20 protein-coding genes are annotated in these 15762 nt (G+C 65.3%); 6 read left to right on the forward strand and 14 right to left on the reverse strand.

Going from position 1 to position 15762, the window contains the following annotated elements; all coding sequences use genetic code 11:
* Window positions 1–9 precede the first annotated feature (9 nt).
* The 4 genes from WJU17_RS15960 to WJU17_RS15975 all read left to right on the forward strand — a co-directional run bounded on the left by WJU17_RS15960 (window position 10) and on the right by WJU17_RS15975 (window position 2638).
* Window positions 10–276 carry an accessory factor UbiK family protein gene (locus WJU17_RS15960; RefSeq protein WP_346328385.1) on the forward strand — a complete coding sequence of 89 codons (267 nt, stop codon included), beginning with the start codon at window positions 10–12 and terminating at the stop codon, window positions 274–276.
* A 136-nt stretch (window positions 277–412) separates the two neighbouring features.
* On the forward strand, window positions 413–931 hold the full coding sequence (locus WJU17_RS15965) for a YbjN domain-containing protein (RefSeq protein WP_346328386.1): 519 nt from the start codon (window positions 413–415) through the stop codon (window positions 929–931).
* Between the two features lie 13 nt (window positions 932–944).
* Window positions 945–1778, forward strand: coding sequence for a pyrroline-5-carboxylate reductase (gene proC, locus WJU17_RS15970; RefSeq protein ID WP_346328387.1), 834 nt, complete (start codon window positions 945–947; stop codon window positions 1776–1778).
* 89 nt (window positions 1779–1867) lie between these two features.
* On the forward strand, window positions 1868–2638 hold the full coding sequence (locus WJU17_RS15975; RefSeq protein WP_346328388.1) for a glucose 1-dehydrogenase: 771 nt from the start codon (window positions 1868–1870) through the stop codon (window positions 2636–2638).
* Here the strand turns inward: WJU17_RS15975 and WJU17_RS15980 are convergent.
* Window positions 2635–3147 carry a MarR family winged helix-turn-helix transcriptional regulator gene (locus WJU17_RS15980; RefSeq protein WP_346328389.1) on the reverse strand — a complete coding sequence of 171 codons (513 nt, stop codon included), beginning with the start codon at window positions 3145–3147 and terminating at the stop codon, window positions 2635–2637. The genes WJU17_RS15975 and WJU17_RS15980 overlap by 4 nt on opposite strands.
* Before the next feature lie 93 nt (window positions 3148–3240).
* Here WJU17_RS15980 and WJU17_RS15985 point away from each other — a divergent pair, with 93 nt between their 5' ends.
* Window positions 3241–4119 (forward strand): branched-chain amino acid aminotransferase, encoded by an 879-nt coding sequence (locus WJU17_RS15985; RefSeq protein ID WP_346328390.1) that lies wholly within the window; start codon window positions 3241–3243, stop codon window positions 4117–4119.
* On the opposite strand, the gene WJU17_RS15990 is transcribed toward WJU17_RS15985, so the two are convergent.
* The 10 genes from WJU17_RS15990 to WJU17_RS16035 all read right to left on the reverse strand — a co-directional run bounded on the left by WJU17_RS15990 (window position 4067) and on the right by WJU17_RS16035 (window position 12569).
* Complete coding sequence (locus WJU17_RS15990) at window positions 4067–4501, reverse strand: gamma-glutamylcyclotransferase family protein (RefSeq protein ID WP_346328391.1); 435 nt, start codon at window positions 4499–4501, stop codon at window positions 4067–4069. The two genes, WJU17_RS15985 and WJU17_RS15990, sit on opposite strands and share 53 nt — an antisense overlap.
* On the reverse strand, window positions 4498–4947 hold the full coding sequence (locus WJU17_RS15995; protein ID WP_346328392.1) for a molybdenum cofactor biosynthesis protein MoaE: 450 nt from the start codon (window positions 4945–4947) through the stop codon (window positions 4498–4500). The genes WJU17_RS15990 and WJU17_RS15995 overlap by 4 nt, the downstream gene beginning before the upstream one ends.
* The gene (moaD, locus tag WJU17_RS16000; RefSeq protein WP_346328393.1) at window positions 4944–5201 is read right to left on the reverse strand and encodes a molybdopterin converting factor subunit 1; all 258 of its coding nucleotides are present in this window, start codon (window positions 5199–5201) and stop codon (window positions 4944–4946) included. Before moaD ends, WJU17_RS15995 begins: the two co-directional genes overlap by 4 nt.
* On the reverse strand, window positions 5198–5761 hold the full coding sequence (pgsA, locus tag WJU17_RS16005) for a CDP-diacylglycerol--glycerol-3-phosphate 3-phosphatidyltransferase (protein ID WP_346328394.1): 564 nt from the start codon (window positions 5759–5761) through the stop codon (window positions 5198–5200). The genes moaD and pgsA overlap by 4 nt, the downstream gene beginning before the upstream one ends.
* A 37-nt stretch (window positions 5762–5798) precedes the next feature.
* Window positions 5799–7640, reverse strand: a complete 1842-nt coding sequence (uvrC, locus tag WJU17_RS16010; RefSeq protein ID WP_346328974.1) for an excinuclease ABC subunit UvrC — start codon at window positions 7638–7640, stop codon at window positions 5799–5801.
* A gap of 454 nt (window positions 7641–8094) precedes the next feature.
* Entirely contained in the window at window positions 8095–8505 is a 411-nt protein-coding gene (folB, locus tag WJU17_RS16015; RefSeq protein WP_346328395.1) for a dihydroneopterin aldolase, read from the reverse strand.
* The gene (locus WJU17_RS16020; protein ID WP_346328396.1) at window positions 8498–9265 is read right to left on the reverse strand and encodes an SDR family oxidoreductase; all 768 of its coding nucleotides are present in this window, start codon (window positions 9263–9265) and stop codon (window positions 8498–8500) included. Before WJU17_RS16020 ends, folB begins: the two co-directional genes overlap by 8 nt.
* A 119-nt stretch (window positions 9266–9384) precedes the next feature.
* Window positions 9385–10935, reverse strand: a complete 1551-nt coding sequence (locus tag WJU17_RS16025) for a regulator (RefSeq protein ID WP_346328397.1) — start codon at window positions 10933–10935, stop codon at window positions 9385–9387.
* 36 nt (window positions 10936–10971) lie between these two features.
* Complete coding sequence (locus tag WJU17_RS16030) at window positions 10972–11634, reverse strand: isochorismatase family cysteine hydrolase (protein WP_346328398.1); 663 nt, start codon at window positions 11632–11634, stop codon at window positions 10972–10974.
* A gap of 62 nt (window positions 11635–11696) precedes the next feature.
* Window positions 11697–12569: a hypothetical protein gene (locus WJU17_RS16035; RefSeq protein WP_346328399.1), complete on the reverse strand. Its 873-nt coding sequence runs from the start codon at window positions 12567–12569 to the stop codon at window positions 11697–11699.
* 460 nt (window positions 12570–13029) lie between these two features.
* Between WJU17_RS16035 and WJU17_RS16040 the strand changes: the two genes are divergently transcribed.
* On the forward strand, window positions 13030–13752 hold the full coding sequence (locus tag WJU17_RS16040; RefSeq protein ID WP_346328400.1) for a GntR family transcriptional regulator: 723 nt from the start codon (window positions 13030–13032) through the stop codon (window positions 13750–13752).
* 18 nt (window positions 13753–13770) lie between these two features.
* On the opposite strand, the gene hpxZ is transcribed toward WJU17_RS16040, so the two are convergent.
* The 3 genes from hpxZ to WJU17_RS16055 are packed head-to-tail and all read right to left on the reverse strand — an operon-like array spanning window position 13771 to window position 15757.
* A complete protein-coding gene (gene hpxZ / locus WJU17_RS16045) occupies window positions 13771–14169 on the reverse strand; it encodes an oxalurate catabolism protein HpxZ (protein WP_346328401.1) in 399 nt (132 codons plus the stop codon).
* Window positions 14169–15563 (reverse strand): AtzE family amidohydrolase, encoded by a 1395-nt coding sequence (locus tag WJU17_RS16050; RefSeq protein ID WP_346328402.1) that lies wholly within the window; start codon window positions 15561–15563, stop codon window positions 14169–14171. The genes hpxZ and WJU17_RS16050 overlap by 1 nt, the downstream gene beginning before the upstream one ends.
* Window positions 15560–15757, reverse strand: a complete 198-nt coding sequence (locus WJU17_RS16055) for a DUF4089 domain-containing protein (RefSeq protein WP_346328403.1) — start codon at window positions 15755–15757, stop codon at window positions 15560–15562. Before WJU17_RS16055 ends, WJU17_RS16050 begins: the two co-directional genes overlap by 4 nt.
* Between the last annotated feature and the right edge of the window lie 5 nt (window positions 15758–15762).

Below are 15762 nucleotides of genomic sequence, written 5' to 3' on the forward strand. Positions count from 1 at the left end.
GAGACGGCCATGCAGACGGAAAACCGGATTCTAAACGATTTGGGCAAGCTCGCAACGGGCGCGGCCGGCGTCTTCCAGTCGATCCGCGACGAGGTCGAGACCATGGTCCGCCAGCGTCTGGAACGGGCGATCGCCGATCTGGACGTGGTGACGCGCGACGAGTTCGAGGCGGTCAAGGCCGTCGCCGCCGCCGCGCGCCAGGATGCCGAGCGGCTCACCGCGGAGAACGCGGCGCTGGCCGAGCGGCTCGCCGCCCTCGAGGCCCGGCTGGGCTGAGGCGGCGCGCCCGTCACGGCAAAATCACCGGCACGGCCATTACACTACATCTAGGTACTTGAACCGGCCTAATAACAATGGCAGGCTAGATTTTGTGCTGCATTGCGATGCGGCACTCTAAAAGGAGGACCGAGCTATGACCCAACTAAGCTCCGACCACGACCTTGCCTCCGGCGATCCCCTTGACCTGATCGAACAGATCGTTTCCGCGAACGAATGGCCGTATGACCGCCAGAGCGATCAGGAACTGACGGTGTTCGTGGCCGGTAACTGGGCCGAGTACAATCTGCATTTCGCCTGGAATGGTCCCCATTCGAATACCGACTTCGGTGGCCTGCAGCTGGTCTGCGCGTTCGAGGGCCGCGTGCCGAAGGGCAGCAAGGCTCCCCTCTACGAACTGATGGCCAAGATCAACGCCCAGATGTGGCTCGGCCATTTCGATCTGGTCGAGGACGAGGGCCTGCTCATGTACCGGCACGGTGTCCTGATCTGCGAAGGCCAGACCGCGACCGCGCTGGAATGCGAGAATCTGATCGAGATCGCGATCACTGAATGTGAACGGTTTTTCCCTGCTTTCCAGTTCGTGCTCTGGGGTGGTAAGACACCAGCCGAGGCCATGGAAGCCGCGTTGTTCGAGACTGTCGGCACGGCCTGACGGAAAGACTGTAGTGACCGATTTCGGGGCTGTTGCCGCCAGCGCGCCGCTGGTGCTGGTGGGTGGTGGGCGAATGGGGTCGGCGATGCTCGCCGGCTGGCTGGCCGAGGGCATGGCGGCGGATGCCGTCGTCGTTGTCGAGCCCGACGAGGAATCGGCGGCCCGGCTGCGGCATTATCATCCTGGCGTCCGGCTTATCGCCGATCTGGCCAGCCTCGACGCTGATCCGTCCGTGGTGGTGCTCGCGGTGAAGCCGCAGATCATGAACCAGGTCCTGGCGGCGGCCGCCAGCTATCCGGGTGCCCTGTTTCTCTCCATCGCCGCCGGCAAGACCATCGGGTATTTCGCCGAAGCGTTCGGTCCTTCCGCCGCGATCGTTCGCGCCATGCCGAACACGCCAGCCGCGATCGGCCGGGGCATGACCGTGTGCGTCGCCAACACTCATGTCACTCCGGCCCAGCGCCTGCTCTGCACCGGATTGCTGGAGGCCGTGGGCACTGTCGCGTGGATCGACAATGAAAAGCTCATGGACGCGGTCACCGCGGTGTCGGGCAGCGGGCCTGCCTATGTCTTCTATCTGATCGAGTGCATGGCCGCCGCCGGGCAGGCGGCCGGGCTTCCCGCCGAACTCGCCGACATGCTCGCCCGCCAGACGGTGTCAGGGGCCGGCGCCCTGGTCGAGGCGTCGGAGACCGAATCCGTGGGTACGCTGCGGCGGAACGTCACCAGTCCCAACGGCACCACCGAGGCGGCGATGAACATCCTGATGGGCGAGAACGGCCTCGCGCCGCTGATCCGCCATGCCGTCGAGGCGGCATCCCGCCGTTCCAAGGAACTGTCTGCCTGACCGCGGCGAGGGTGCCGGATCGTTTCCCATGGTGATGGCGCATCGTGCTCGCTAAGGTGCGTCGGACGTATCCTGGGGAGGACACACGCATGGACGGCAAGGTCGTCATCGTCACCGGCGCCACATCGGGGATCGGCGAGGCCGCGGCCGTGCTGCTCGCCGGTCAAGGCGCGAAGGTCGTTGCCGCCGGCAGGCGCGAGGCGCGGGGCACCGCCGTTGTCCAGCGCATCAGGGACATGGGCGGTGAGGCGATGTTCGTGCGCGCCGACATGGCGTCCGATACGGATATCCGTAACCTGGTCGAGACAGCCGTCCGGACCTATGGCGGCCTCGATTGCGCCTTCAACAATGCGGGCATGGGCGGCCAGCAGCAACAGCTGCACGAATATACCGATGAGAACTGGGACGCGCAGATCGCCGTCAATCTGACCGGTGTCTATCGCTGCATGAAGTACCAGATCGCGGCCATGCTCGAGTCGGGCGCCAGAAAGCCTCGCGGCGCGGCCATCGTCAACACGGCCTCGACGCTCGGCCACCGCGCCAGCCCTCTCTCGGGACCGGCCTACACGGCGAGCAAGCACGCGGTGATCGGCCTGAGCAAGCAGGCCGCCATTTCCTATATCCGCCAGAATATCAGGGTCAACGTGGTGTCACCCGGCGCGACTCGCACGGAACTGCTCGAGCCGCTGATGGCCATGGGGCCGGACGTGGTCAAACAGGTCAATGAGATTAATCCCATCGGCCGCATGGCGACGGCGGAGGAAGTCGCGCAGGCGGTCGTGTTCCTGCTGTCGGACGCGGCGGCGATGATCACCGGTCATGCGCTGCCCGTGGATGGCGGGCAACTTGCCAAGCTTTAGGGGGCGGCGTGCGCGCTGTTATGGACCAGGGCAAGGACCAGGTCGCGCTCATCCTCGTTGATCAGGTGCAGCAACATCTCCCGGAACGAGCGCGCCGCGTCGGGGCCCGCCTTTTCCAGCACGCGTCTGAAACGGGCGCGCTGGGGATCCGACAGCGCGGTTTCGAAGGCGCAGCCCTTTTCGGTCAGGTAAAGCAGTCTCTGCCGTGCATCCTCGGGACCGCGCTTCTGCTCGATGAAACCCTCGTCGATGAGTTGCCGCAACACGCGTGCCAGGCTTTGCTTGGTAATCTGCAGGATGGCAAGCAGTTCCGCGACCGTCATGCCCGGGTTGCGGCCAACGAAGTGGATCACGCGGTGATGCGCCCGGCCCAGCGACGCGTTGGGAATTTCGTAGGCGGCGAGAACCTTGTCCGGATCGGCCACGAAGTCCCGATACGCGAAGAACATCAGCTCGATCGCCTGGCTCACATCGTCGTCGCTGGGGAACCGCTTATTTATGTCAGTCATGTTGACATACTTTAGACAGAATGTTACTCAGTGCAACCTTCAAACGTCAGATTATTCCGCGCCACCGCCATCTCCGCTCAAGGATAGATCGCCATGTCACTCATTCCGTTCAACGACCGCGACGGCTTCATCTGGTTCAACGGCAATCTCGTGCCCTGGCGCGAGGCCCAGATTCATGTGCTGTCCCATGGCCTTCACTATGCCAGCGTCGTCTTCGAGGGACAGCGTGCCTACAATGGCGAAATCTTCAAGTTAAAGGAGCATACGTCGCGGCTTTTTAACTCGGGCCGGATTCTCGATTTCGAGATTCCCTATTCCGAGGACGAGATCAACGAGGCGGCCAAGGCGGTGATGAAGGCGAACAATCTGCCCGACGGCTATTGCCGTCCGGTGGCCTGGCGCGGTCCGGAGATGATGGGCGTCGCGGCGCAGGCCACCAAGGTGCATGTCGCCATCGCGGGCTGGGAATGGCCGTCCTATTTCGATCCGATCCTGCGCGACAAGGGCATCCGGCTCGACGTGGCCGAATGGCACCGGCCCGCGCCGAACTGCGCGCCGACCGCCAGCAAGGCGGCGGGTCTTTACATGATCTGCACGCTGTCCAAGCACGCGGCCGAGCGCAAGGGCTACAATGATGCCCTGATGCTGGATTATCGCGGCCAGGTCGCCGAGGCGACCGGGGCGAACGTGTTCTTCATCAAGGAGGGCAAGATCCATACCCCGAAACCGGACTGCTTCCTCGACGGCATCACGCGCCGCACCGTCATGGGCCTAGCCCACAAGCGCGGCATCGAGATCATCGAACGGGCGATTCAGCCGGAGGAAATGGAAGGCTTCGAGCAGTGCTTCCTGACGGGCACGGCGGCGGAAGTCACGGCGGTGGGCGAGATCGGCCCCTACAACTTCGTCGTCGGCGACATCACCAAGTCGCTGCGAAGCGATTACGAACAACTCGTGCGCGGGAACGGCTGAGCCGTTCGGACGGCCGCCAGGGACCGTCGGGCAGCCTGCTGCCTGCCGGTGGCAGGCGGTTGTAGATGTAGACCCAGGCCGACAGCGCCGGCGCGGCCAGCCAGACCGGGCGGCGCAGATATTCCGAGTGCTTGGGCCGCCGGGGCGCGTATGCCTCGAAACCGTCGAGCAGTTTCAGAACTTTCCGGTCGATGATCCGGTACAGCGTCCCTTCGGCCAGCCCCTGGCCGGGACGCAGCGCCGGATAGGTGCCCAGATCATGCAGCCTGCCCGGAATCCGGCAGGGGCCGACCAGTTCCAGCGCCTCGCCGAGACGAAAGGTCTCGAAGGGTCCGTGCCCCGGGTTGAGCAGGCCGTAGAACGCGATGTGGTTCGGGATCATGTGCGCCAGCGGTCGGCGGCGCGATCATCGTCGGCCTTGGCGTCCACCCAGTGCTCGCCCTCGGGCCCGTCTTCGCGCTTCCAGAAGGGCGCCTTCGTCTTCAGCCAGTCCATGAGGAACTCCGCCGCCTCGAACGCCGCCTTGCGATGGGCGCTGGCCGTGATCACCAGCACGATCCGGTCGCCGGGGCGCAGCGTTCCGTAACGGTGCACGATCAGGCTGGCATCCAGTGGCCAGCGGCGGCCAGCCTCCTGTTCGATGTCCGCCAGCATGCGCTCGGTCATGCCTGGATAGTGCTCCAGTGTCATGGCGCCGACCCGGGCGTCGCCCGCGAAGTCGCGGACAAGGCCGGTGAAGGTGACGATGCCGCCGATATGGGTCTTGCCGTCGGTCAGCCGGGCGAGTTCGGCGCCGACGTCGAAATCCTCAGCCTGGACCCGGATCATCCGCGTCCTCCGGTGACAGGCGGGAAGAAGGCCACTTCGTCGCCTGGGGCGACCGATGTGGCCGCTTCGGCGAAGTCCTGATTGACCGCCGCCCGGATGGCGGTGCGGTCCTGGAAGGCGAGGCCATGGCCGGGACTACGGGTCGCCAGCCAGTCCATCAGAGCGCCTACCGTCGTGACGTCGTCCGGTGGGGTCACGCTCTCCTCCCCCGTCCCGATCCGCTCGCGCAGCCAGGCGAAGTACAGCACGTTCATGGCGCGCGCGGTCCCGTCAGGTGCCGCAGTCCGGCCCGCAGGTAGTCATATCCCGTGTACATGGTCAGCACGGCGGCGATCCAAAGGCCGATGATGCCGATATCCACGGCTGGCAGCCATTGCGGGGCATCGCCGGCAAGCAGGAAGGCGATGGCGACGATCTGAACCGTCGTCTTCCACTTGGCGAGCTTGCTGACCGGCACGCTTACCTTGATGTCGGCCAGGACCTCGCGCAGGCCCGATACCAGGAACTCGCGGCACAGGATGATCACGGCGGCGATCAGGTGGACGCCGTCGATCGGCCCCATCGCCGCCAGCATGAACAGCGCCGCCGCCACCAGCAGCTTGTCGGCGACCGGGTCGAGGAACTGGCCCAGCTTGGACTGCACGCCCAGCGCCCGCGCCACATAGCCGTCGAAGAAGTCGGTGATGCCCGCGGCGACGAACAGACCGAGCGCCAGCCAGTTGGCGAGCGGTGCCTGGAGATAGAAGCTGCCGATCAGCGCGGGAATCACGAGGATGCGCGAGAGCGTCAGGAGATTCGGTATCGATGCGATCATGGGTCTCGTCGATGATTTTCGGGACTATAGCGCGGCTTCAACGTTCTGCGTGGAAATAGTCGTGAATGCGGCGCGCGACAGCCTTGCTGATGCCGTCCGCGGCTTCGAGGTCTTCCAGTGCCGCGCCGGCTACCGCGCGGGCGGAGCCGAAATGTGCCAGCAGCGCCTTCTTGCGGCTCGGCCCGATTCCGGGCACCTCGTCGAGTTGTGATTTGCTCATGTTGCCGGCGCGTTTGGCGCGGTGCGTGCCGATGGCGAAGCGGTGCACCTCGTCGCGCAGACGCTGGAGGTAGTACATGACGGCGCCGCGCGGATCGAGCGTGAACGGCTCACGGCCCGGCATGAAGAAACGCTCACGCCCCGCGTTGCGGTCAGGACCTTTGGCGATAGCGACGATCGGCAGGTCCTCGATGCCCAACTCGGCCAGCACGGCCTCGGCGGCGGAAAGCTGGCCGGCGCCGCCGTCGATCAGCACGAGGTCAGGCCATTGCCCGCGGGATCGTTCGGGATCTTCCTTGACCAGCCTTCCGAAGCGGCGCGTCAGCACTTCGCGCATCATGCCGTAATCGTCGCCCGGCGTGAGATCGGCATTGCGGATGTTGAACTTGCGGTAGCTGTTCTTGATGTAGCCATCGGGACCGGCGACGATCATGGCGCCGATGGCGTCGGTGCCGGAAATATGGCTGTTGTCATAGGCTTCGATACGCTTGGGCGGCCCATCCAGGTCGAAGATGTTGGCGAGTTCGGTCAATACCTGTTGCTGCGAGGCGCTTTCGGCCATGCGCAGCGCCAAAGCGTCCTTGGCGTTACGCTGGGCGAGGGCGACCATCCTGGCCTTGTCGCCGCGCTTGGGCACCAGCAGCGAGATCTTGACCGGCGAGCGGAGCGATAGCGCCTCTTCCATCAGCGGACGCTCGGCGAAATCATGGCTCAGCAGGATGGTCGCGGGCGCGGGGCGGCTGTCATAGAACTGCCCGATGAACGCCTCGAGTACTTCCTCGAGGCTCTGCGAGGAATCGTGCTTGGGGAAATAGGCGCGATTGCCCCAGTTCTGTCCGGCACGCAGGAAGAAGACCTGGACGCAGGTATGCCCGCCCTGCTCGTAGGCGGCGATCACGTCCGCGTCCTCCACGTCGCCAGCAGTGACACCCTGATGGCCCTGGATGCTCGCCAGCGCCTTGATGCGGTCGCGGATAGCCGCGGCACGCTCGAACTCCAGCGCCTCGCTGGCGGCGGCCATCTGCTCGGACAGGACGCGCTGGATGCGCTGGCTCTTGCCCGTCAGGAACTGACGCGCGTCATCGACGAGCGATTGGTAGTCCTCCGGCCCCACACGATCGACACAGGGCGCCGAACAGCGCTTGATCTGGTGCAGCAGGCAGGGCCGCGTCCGCGCGTTGAAGACCCCGTCCGAGCAGGAACGGAGCAGAAAGGCGCGCTGCAGCGTGTTGAGGGTGGAATTGACCGCCCCGGCCGAGGCGAACGGGCCGAAATAGTGGCCCTTGATGTTCTGGGCGCCGCGGTGCTTCTTGAGCTGCGGCCATCTGTGATCGGTACGGATCAGGATGTAGGGGAAGCTCTTGTCGTCGCGCAGCAGCACATTGTAGGGCGGCATGTAGCGTTTGATGAGCTGCGCTTCCATCAGCAGCGCCTGGCTCTCGGTGTCGGTGGTGACCACGATCAGGTCGTGCACCCTGCCGATCATCCGCGTCACCCGATTGGTGTGCGCCTTGCCGCTGGCATAGGACGAAACCCTTGCCTTGAGATTGCGCGCCTTGCCCACATACATGACGTCGCCGTGCTGGTCGATCATCCGGTAGACGCCCGCGCCGGTGGGCAGCTTGCGCGCCTTGTCGCGAATCAACGCGCGACCGACGATCGGCGCGACCAAGGCCGGATTACCCGATTCGGGTACTTCCGTGCTGGAATTCGCGTCGTTTTTATCGTGGCCGCTTGACGTCATTTGTTCAGGTAACCCGGTTAAGCAACTGGACTCTAGGACGGATTGGGGAACCGCTCAAACAGCTCCGTCGGCAATCCAGGCAGGCCTTTCGGCCCGGTTTGGCAATATCCACGGAATCTGTGGATAACTCTGTGCAAAACGTCAGGGGAAAAGCGCGTGACCCGCAGAACCCTTGGAGTCTCTACGGGTTGCTCAATATTTATGCAAATAATTTAACCCATTGATAGTAAATAGGTTTTTATTGAGGGAGAGTCACGGAAGCGTCACGGTGCTGTAATGGGACGAGAGTCAAGCCCAGCGTGGCGGTGGTGTGCACAACTTTGTCGGGTTTTGCCGCTGCGGCGCGGAATTCCGCGATCCCCAGCGGATTTCAGGCACTTGTCCGTTCAATTTCAACGCCGACGCTAGCCACATTCGCAAATGCGTCGAGCTTCTCCACCCGGACCCGAACCGTGATCACCTGATTGTTACCAAGGATGGTCTGGGCGATCTCTTCCGCCAGCGTTTCCACCAGGTTCACGTGACCCCGGTTCACGACCGCCGTCGTCGCCTCGACCACCTGCTGATAGCAGACCACATGCTCGATCTGGTCGGCCGGCAGCGGATGGTGGTCGCTGACCGAAAGATCCAGGTTGATGCGCAGCCGCTGACGCACGCCCTGTTCGTGGGCGTGAATTCCGATGTGTCCGTCGAGCATCAGATCGCGCACGAAAACGTGGCGAATCCGGCGCGCCGCGTCGGCGATCCGGAACGGAACGACCGTATTGTCCGCCTTACTCATCCACACCCACCACGTCAGGCGTTTGCCAGGCCAGATGCTGTCCCCCGTCCAGTGCAATCATTTGCCCGGTGAACGAGCCGGCCTCAAGGATAAACGCGACCGTGCGGGTGAATTCTTCCAGCGAGGGGTTTATCTGCAACGGTATCGCCGCGACCTGCCGTTCGAAATCCGCCGCTGACTGGCGCGGACTGGGCAGCGTCGGACCGGGGGCGATGGCGTTCACGCGCACCATCGGCGCCAAGGCCTGCGCCATGGTCTGGGTCAGGGTCCACAGCGCGGCCTTGCTCAGCGTGTAGGACGTAAAAGCCGGGGTCAGACGCCAGACCCGCTGGTCGATCAGGTTGATGATGTTGCCGCGCTGGCCCCGGGGCAGCATGCGCGCCAGATCCTGCATCAGCACGAAGGGGGCGCGCAGGTTCGTGTCCAGATGACGGTCCCAGCTTTCGCGCGTTGCCGTCAGGGCGTCGTCGCGTTCGAACACCGACGCGTTGTTCACAAGGCAGGTGATGGGGCCAAGGACGTCGGTCGCGCGCGCCATGAGGGAGGAGACGTCGCCTTCGCTCGAGAGATCCGCCGCGACCGTCGCCGCCCGGACCCCGCGCCGTTCCACGTCGGCCGCCGTGGCCTGGGCCGCGTCGCCGGACAGGTGATAGTGGATCGCTACGGACCATCCGGCATCGGCCAGGCCCAAGGCGATGGCGCGGCCGATACGCGCGCTGGCGCCGGTGACCAGCGCGGTCTTGATGGGAATGTCACTCATGGGGCCGAGTCGCCGATCCGTCGTTCAGTGTCGCCGGAAGCTATATAGGAAGAATGCCCCGCATTGGAACCCCGCGGGTCGGGCCGCCCCCCGGCGGCCCGACCCTTGCCGGCCCCCCTCTAAACCGTCTCGGTCTTCTGCTGGTAGTGAAAGGCGACGCAGACCAGCGCCACCATCACATAGCCCAGTGCCACCGGCGATGAGTTGCCGAAGCCCAAGGCGGTGCCGTTGATGAAGCCAAAATAGGCCATTACCGCCGCCGCCGCCGAATAGCCGGCCGCTTTCAGGAAACTGCGGTCGATGATGAAGGCGGCGATCGCGCCCAGCATCATGCCGGCCAGCACGGCGCCGCCGCCCAGCAACTCCATGCCATGATAGATGACGCCCGATGCCGCCAATTTTTCGGCGCCCACCTGGGCCGCGGTTGTCCCCGCCGCGTTCAGCGCGCTGTCGACCAGATTGTGCGCCCACGCCGCGATGTTGGGGAGGATGGCCAGAACGACGGCGGGCGCATGCTCGCTCGGCGTCGCCTGGAAGGACTGGGCGCCGATCACGAGGCCGATATAAAGCAGGATCGGGACGATCACGACCAGAGGCACGACAGCCAGCAGCAGGGCGGTCAGGCCGAGGAAGCAGACGATGGCGATCACCACGCCGGTCGCCAGCGAATAGCCGATCCGCCCGCCAACCGCCTTCCAGCCCGGATGGCCGATATAGACCGCGGGCGGGAACGGGCTGCCGAGCGCGGCGCCGACCACAGCGCCCAGACCGTCGGCGATCAGAACCTTGCGCAGGTCGTAATCATCACCGGCCGCCGAGGCGCTCTCCACGTTGTTCATCCCCTCGGTGAAGTTGTAGATGCCCAATGGCACGGCGGTGACCAGCAACGGGCCGATATCGGCGAGACCGGTGAGGAACGAACCCGTGGGGATGGGCGGGTGGATGCTGAACTGGGCCAGCGAGGCACCGACGGCCGAAGGCTCCATCACGGCCTGGATGCCGCTGATCGTCGCGCCCCAGGCGAGCAGGGTGCCAAGCACGACGGCGACCAGACCAGCCGGCGCGTTCCAGGGCAGTCGGACATTGGCGGTCCAGCAGCCCAGGATGATGGCGAGTGTCAGAAAGCCCAGCCAGGGAGTTTCCCAGGTCTGAAACGCCGGCCGCATGGAGATGAAGGCGATGGAGATGCCCGCCAGGGTGCCGAGCATGGCCGCGCGCGGCGTCCATTTGCGGATGGTCGGGCCGGCGAAGGCGCCGAGGAAGACGATGATGCCGATGACGAAAGCCCAGGCAAGACCGGCTTCCCAGGCGATGATCGGGTCGCCGGTCTTGAGATAGACGGGCAGCATGATCAGGAAGACGACGATGAACATGTGCGGCACGCTGGGGCCGTAAGGCAGGGCGGTCACGTCGTCGCGCCCGGTGCGCTGCGCCAGCTTGTAGGCCAGATAGGCGTAGAACAGGTTGCCGATCGGCAGCGCCACGCCCAGCGCGGGCAGGATGCGGCCGAAGACGATGTCGTCCGGCAGCTTGACGACGCCGAGACAGAGCCCGGTCAGCACGATGACGTTCAGCACCACGTTGGTGAACAGCCCGAAAAAGCCGTTCCAGTCGCCCGACACCCACCATTTCGGCTTGTAGCCGGGGGCGCCCATGCTCAGCGTAGACATGTTCCCTCTCCTTGTTATGAACCCTTGCGGGACGGCTCAGGACAGAACGGCGACGACGGCGGGGGACCGGGCCACCCAGCCGAAGATGCCGCCTTGTGCCTTGATCATGCGCAGGCCCATTTCCTGGAATTCGGGGAAGTAGGAGCCGACGCAGTCCTCGAGCACCAGGCAGTCGAAACCGCGATCATTGGCCTCGCGCACCGTGGTGTTGACGCAGACTTCAGTGGTGACGCCGCAGACGATCAGCTTGCCGACGCCGCGATTGCGCAGCACGGAGTCGAGGTCGGTGGCGTGGAACGCGCCCTTGCCGGGCTTGTCGATGATCGGTTCGCCGTCGATGGGCGCCAGTTCGGGAATGATGTCGTGGCCGACCTCGCCGCGCACCAGGATGCGGCCCATGGGGCCGGGATCGCCTATGGTGACGGGAAACCGGCCGCGCCGTTTCTTGGCGGGCGGGAGATCGCCCAGATCGGGGCGGTGCCCCTCACGCGTGTGGACCACCAGCATGCCGGCCGCGCGGGCCGCTGCCAGCAGCGTCCGGGTGGGCTCGATCGTCCCGCGCAGCAGGGAGACATCGTTGCCCAGCGCCTCGCCGAACCCGCCGGGTTCCAGAAAGTCGCGCTGCATGTCGATGATGACGAGTGCCGTACCTGGCACGTCAAAGTCGAAGGTATAGGGGTCTGCGTCGACGCTTAGCATGGCGCGCTCCTGACTGGATTGCATACAATCCTGAATGTCTTGCAATAATCGCGCCGCATGGCTCAGAACCCGAATCCGACGCTGAACGAGCCGACCACGACCTCCTTGTGACCCGGGTCCAGAGGCCCGACCGCGCCGGTCAGGGCCTGCGCATCGCGCAGCTTCCGGTTGAGCAGGTTGTAGTATTGGACGCCAAACGCGGTGTACCAGTTGCCGTATTTGGGCGGGATGAACTGCAGCGGCAGTTTCAGGTTGAGGCCGGTGGTAAAGACGCCGAAATTGGAGGTGCCGCCCCAGTAGGACTTCGGTCCGACCGTCACCCAGGTCGGGGCGCTCAAGGTGGCGGGCGCGCCTAACAGGTCGAAGCTGATGTTCGGCTTCGCGCCGATCTCGACATCGAATGTGTTGCCGCGCTTGCCGGTGACAACGGTGGAATCGCCGGAGATCGCCCAGAAGACCTTCACATAGGGCTGGAGCGAGAAGGCGCGGTCCTTGACGCCGTCATCATAGGACAGCGTGAATTCCATGTTCCGTTCGGTCTTGAAGTAGTTGGGAGGACTGATGAACTCGACATACTGCGCGCCCAGGGTCCAACGGTCGCCAAGGCTGAAATTGGCGCCCACGAACCAGTCGAACTCGTTCCAGGCGCCGACATTGGTGGCTTTCTGCTCGGTCGCGATGTCGTTCCACGTGCCGAAGACCAGCGAGATACCCTTCAGCGTCTCGTCGGGCGCGTCGTACACATTGATGACGAGGCCGTTGAGCACCTGGATGGTGGCGCCGTCATCGACCACCAGCAGACCGCGCGGCGTGATGTAGGCGTTCTTGAGCGAGACATCGACGAAGCCGTGGATGGCCGAGCCGTCCGCGCGCGCCGCGCCGGTTCCCACTACGAGGCCGGCGATAACCAGTAATCCAGCGAAAACTCTGTTCATCCGTTCAGCTCCCGAAATGGTGGCGTCCACGTCCCAAGCAGGCGGCGGTGGCGAAGCGAAGAAGCGGGGCCGCTCCGGAAAAGCGGCCCCGAGGTCCACCCGAGGCAAATATCCGCATGCATTTTAGGACACAAAATTGCATACAAAATTGTATTAGCAATTCGCGTGCCAGTTTCCGGCGTCGGCCGATGCGTGGCCGGGCCGGAGCCAAAGCCATTGCGAGCACGGCATTTAGCGGCCGTCCTTTTGATCGAGGCGCTTGGTCGGCAGGACAGCCGCGACCGAAGTGACGCAGGAAGCGTCAAAATGCGCCTAATTATTGTGCGACTGCGAAGGATGGATAAAAATCAGGCGGAACAAATTTAGCCGTGGCGAGACACAGCCGGTCCACCCGTCCGGGCATTCATGCTACCGTGGAACGTCAGACCTTACCGGGGAGAGGGCTGGAGACAGCCGCCAGATGTCCAATCGCCAGACAGGCCGGGTGACCGGCACCGCGCCGCGAGCACCGCGCGCGCCGCGACGCAGCAAGCCGGCCGCGCCGCCGCCGCGCGGTTCGCTGGTCGACGACCTCATTCAGCGGCTGATCGCCGAGATCGTCGATCGCCGCCTGCTGCCGGGCGTCCGTCTGGAGGAAGTGACCCTGGCGGAACGATTCGGCGTATCGCGAACGCCGATCCGCGAAACCCTGCGGCAACTGGAGACCATCGGCCTTGTCCAGCGACGGCCCAATCGGGGCGTGGTGGTGACGGCCATGCCAGGCGAGCGGCTGGCGGCCTTGTTCGAGACCCTCGTGGAACTCGAGGCGTCCTGTGCGCGCTTCGCGGCCGCGCGGATGCCGATCAAGGACAAGAAGCGTCTGCGCGAAGCGCACCTTCGGGTGCTGGAGGTCGTGCCCGTCGACGACCGTTCAGGCTTCGAGGCGGTGAACGGCGACCTGCACCAGCTGATCTGGGCGGGTGCCCTGAATGATGAACTGGTGGCCCTGGTCAAGACACTGCGGCAGCGGCTCGCTCCCTACAGGCAATCCCGGCTGGCTGCCGACGGGCGGTTGAGCGCGTCGTTCGAGGAACATGAGGCGGTGGTGGAGGCGATCATTTCAGGCGATGGCGACGCCGCGGCCGAGGCCATGCGCGTGCATCTGCGCAGTGCCGGGGAAACCTCCTGGCGCTTCCGGTATTGAACGCGCGGTACGTTCCGCCTAGCTGGTTTCACCGAGCAGCGAGACATGGGCGGAGACGATCCGCCATCCTTCCGGAAATCTGACCCAGGTCTGGCTCTGCCGGCCCAGCCGGTCCGTGTTGGCGCGCTGGAACTCGGTATTGGCGACGCCGAAATCCCGCCCGAAGGTGGTAATGGAGGTTTTCCCCAGCACGCGGCGCGGTGCGCCGCCCGCGCGGTTGGCACGGAACGCGGCGATTTCGGCGTGCCCGTACAGGATCTCGCCGACGCCGTAGCGCAGCGTGTGTGGGGAGGCCCAGAACATGGCGGTCAGCGCGGCCGTGTCGTTGGCCATCAGGGCCTGTTCATAGCGTCGGAACATGGCCGTCACTTCCGCCAGGGTGTCGGGATCGTTCACGATGGTCGTGTCGACGGTCATCATACCTCCGCTAGCGGCGCGGCCACCACGCCGCACCGTTCGAGATGGGCCGCGACCCGCAGCGCCAGCGATTCCTGCCATGGCGCGGCGATGATCTGCACGCCAACCGGCAACGCGGTGGAGGACGGCACCGGTACGGCCACGACCGGCAGGCCGATGAAGCTGATGGGCTGGGTATACACGCCGATATTGGGCCGTGTTGGTACATCCTGACCGCCCAGCCGGATCGTTGGCTGGCCGATCAGCGGCGCCGGACAGGGTGTCGCCGGGGCGAGCACGACATCCACGTCCCGGAAGACCCGCGCGACCTGGTCGCGGAACCAGCGGCGCAGGCGGTGCGCCTGTACGAGGACGGTCGAGGGCAGCAGTGCTCCGGCCAGCAGACGGTCGCGCACGGCGGGATCGAAATCGTCGGCGCGGGTTTTCAGGTTCTCGAAATGCAGATTGGCGCCCTCGGCCGCGGTGATGCAGAACGCGGCGGCGCGGGCCTCGGCCGCGTTATCGAGGGTGATGCTCCGCTCCGCCTTCAACGCGTCCGCGACGAGGCCGACCGCAGTGAGCGCCTCCGGGCCGGCGGTGTCGCGGAACCAGCCGTCCAGCACGGCGACGCGCAGGCCGTCGATGGGCTGCTCCAGGCGCATCAGCGTCTGCTCGATCGGCCGGTTGGCGCAGGCGGGATCGCCCGCGTCCCAGCCCTGAAGCGCGTCGTAGCACAGCGCCAGATCAGCGACGGATCGCGCGAAGGGGCCGAGATGATCGAGGTCGTGAACGAAGGGAAAGCTGCCGGTGCGGGGCAGGCGCCCGAAGGTGGGCTTCAGTCCGAAGATGCCGCAGAAGGAGGAGGGGACGCGGATCGAGCCGTTGGTGTCCGATCCCAGGCTGACCGGACCCAGTCCGGCCGCCACGGCGGCGGCGGATCCGCCCGACGATCCACCGGCGACATGCGCCATGTCGCGCGGATTACGGGCCGGGCCGTAATGGGCGTTCTCGGTAGTGAAGCCGTAGGCGTATTCGTCCATGTGCTGGCCGCCGAGCAGCACCGCGCCCGCCGATTTCATCCGTGCGACCAGCACGCCGTCGGCCGTGGCCGGCGGCAGGTCGCGGTTGATCTTCGAGCCCGCGAGCGTGGGCAGCCCCGCGATATCGAACAGGTTCTTCACGCCGAACGGCACACCGGCCAGCAGTCCGGGCGCCTGACCGTCCGCGAGGCGGGCGTCGACCTCTGCCGCCGATTCCATGGCACTTTCCGCCAGGATGTCGGTGAAGCAGTTGAGCACGGGGTTCAGCCGTTCGACATGGGCGAGTGTGTCGCCCGCAACTTCCACGGCAGTGAAGCGCCTCTCGCGGATCCCGGCCGCGATTTCCGTGGCCGTCAGGCGGTGCAGGTCCGTCATGGCGTGAAGAGGGAGGCCGGTTCGACATCGGCGGGCAGCGGCACCGCCATGACCAGTTCCGCCTGCTGCATCAGCCGGGCCAGGTTTGTCGCCACGCCCGCGCGGTGTTCGGGAATGATCTCCAGGCCGATCAGCGTGGCCATGGCACGGGCGGCGGCCAGTGCATCCTTATCGGGAGCGGGGGGATGAGACATGGATT

This window comes from Iodidimonas sp. SYSU 1G8, from assembly GCF_039655775.1.
Taxonomy (GTDB): domain Bacteria; phylum Pseudomonadota; class Alphaproteobacteria; order SMXS01; family SMXS01; genus RI-34.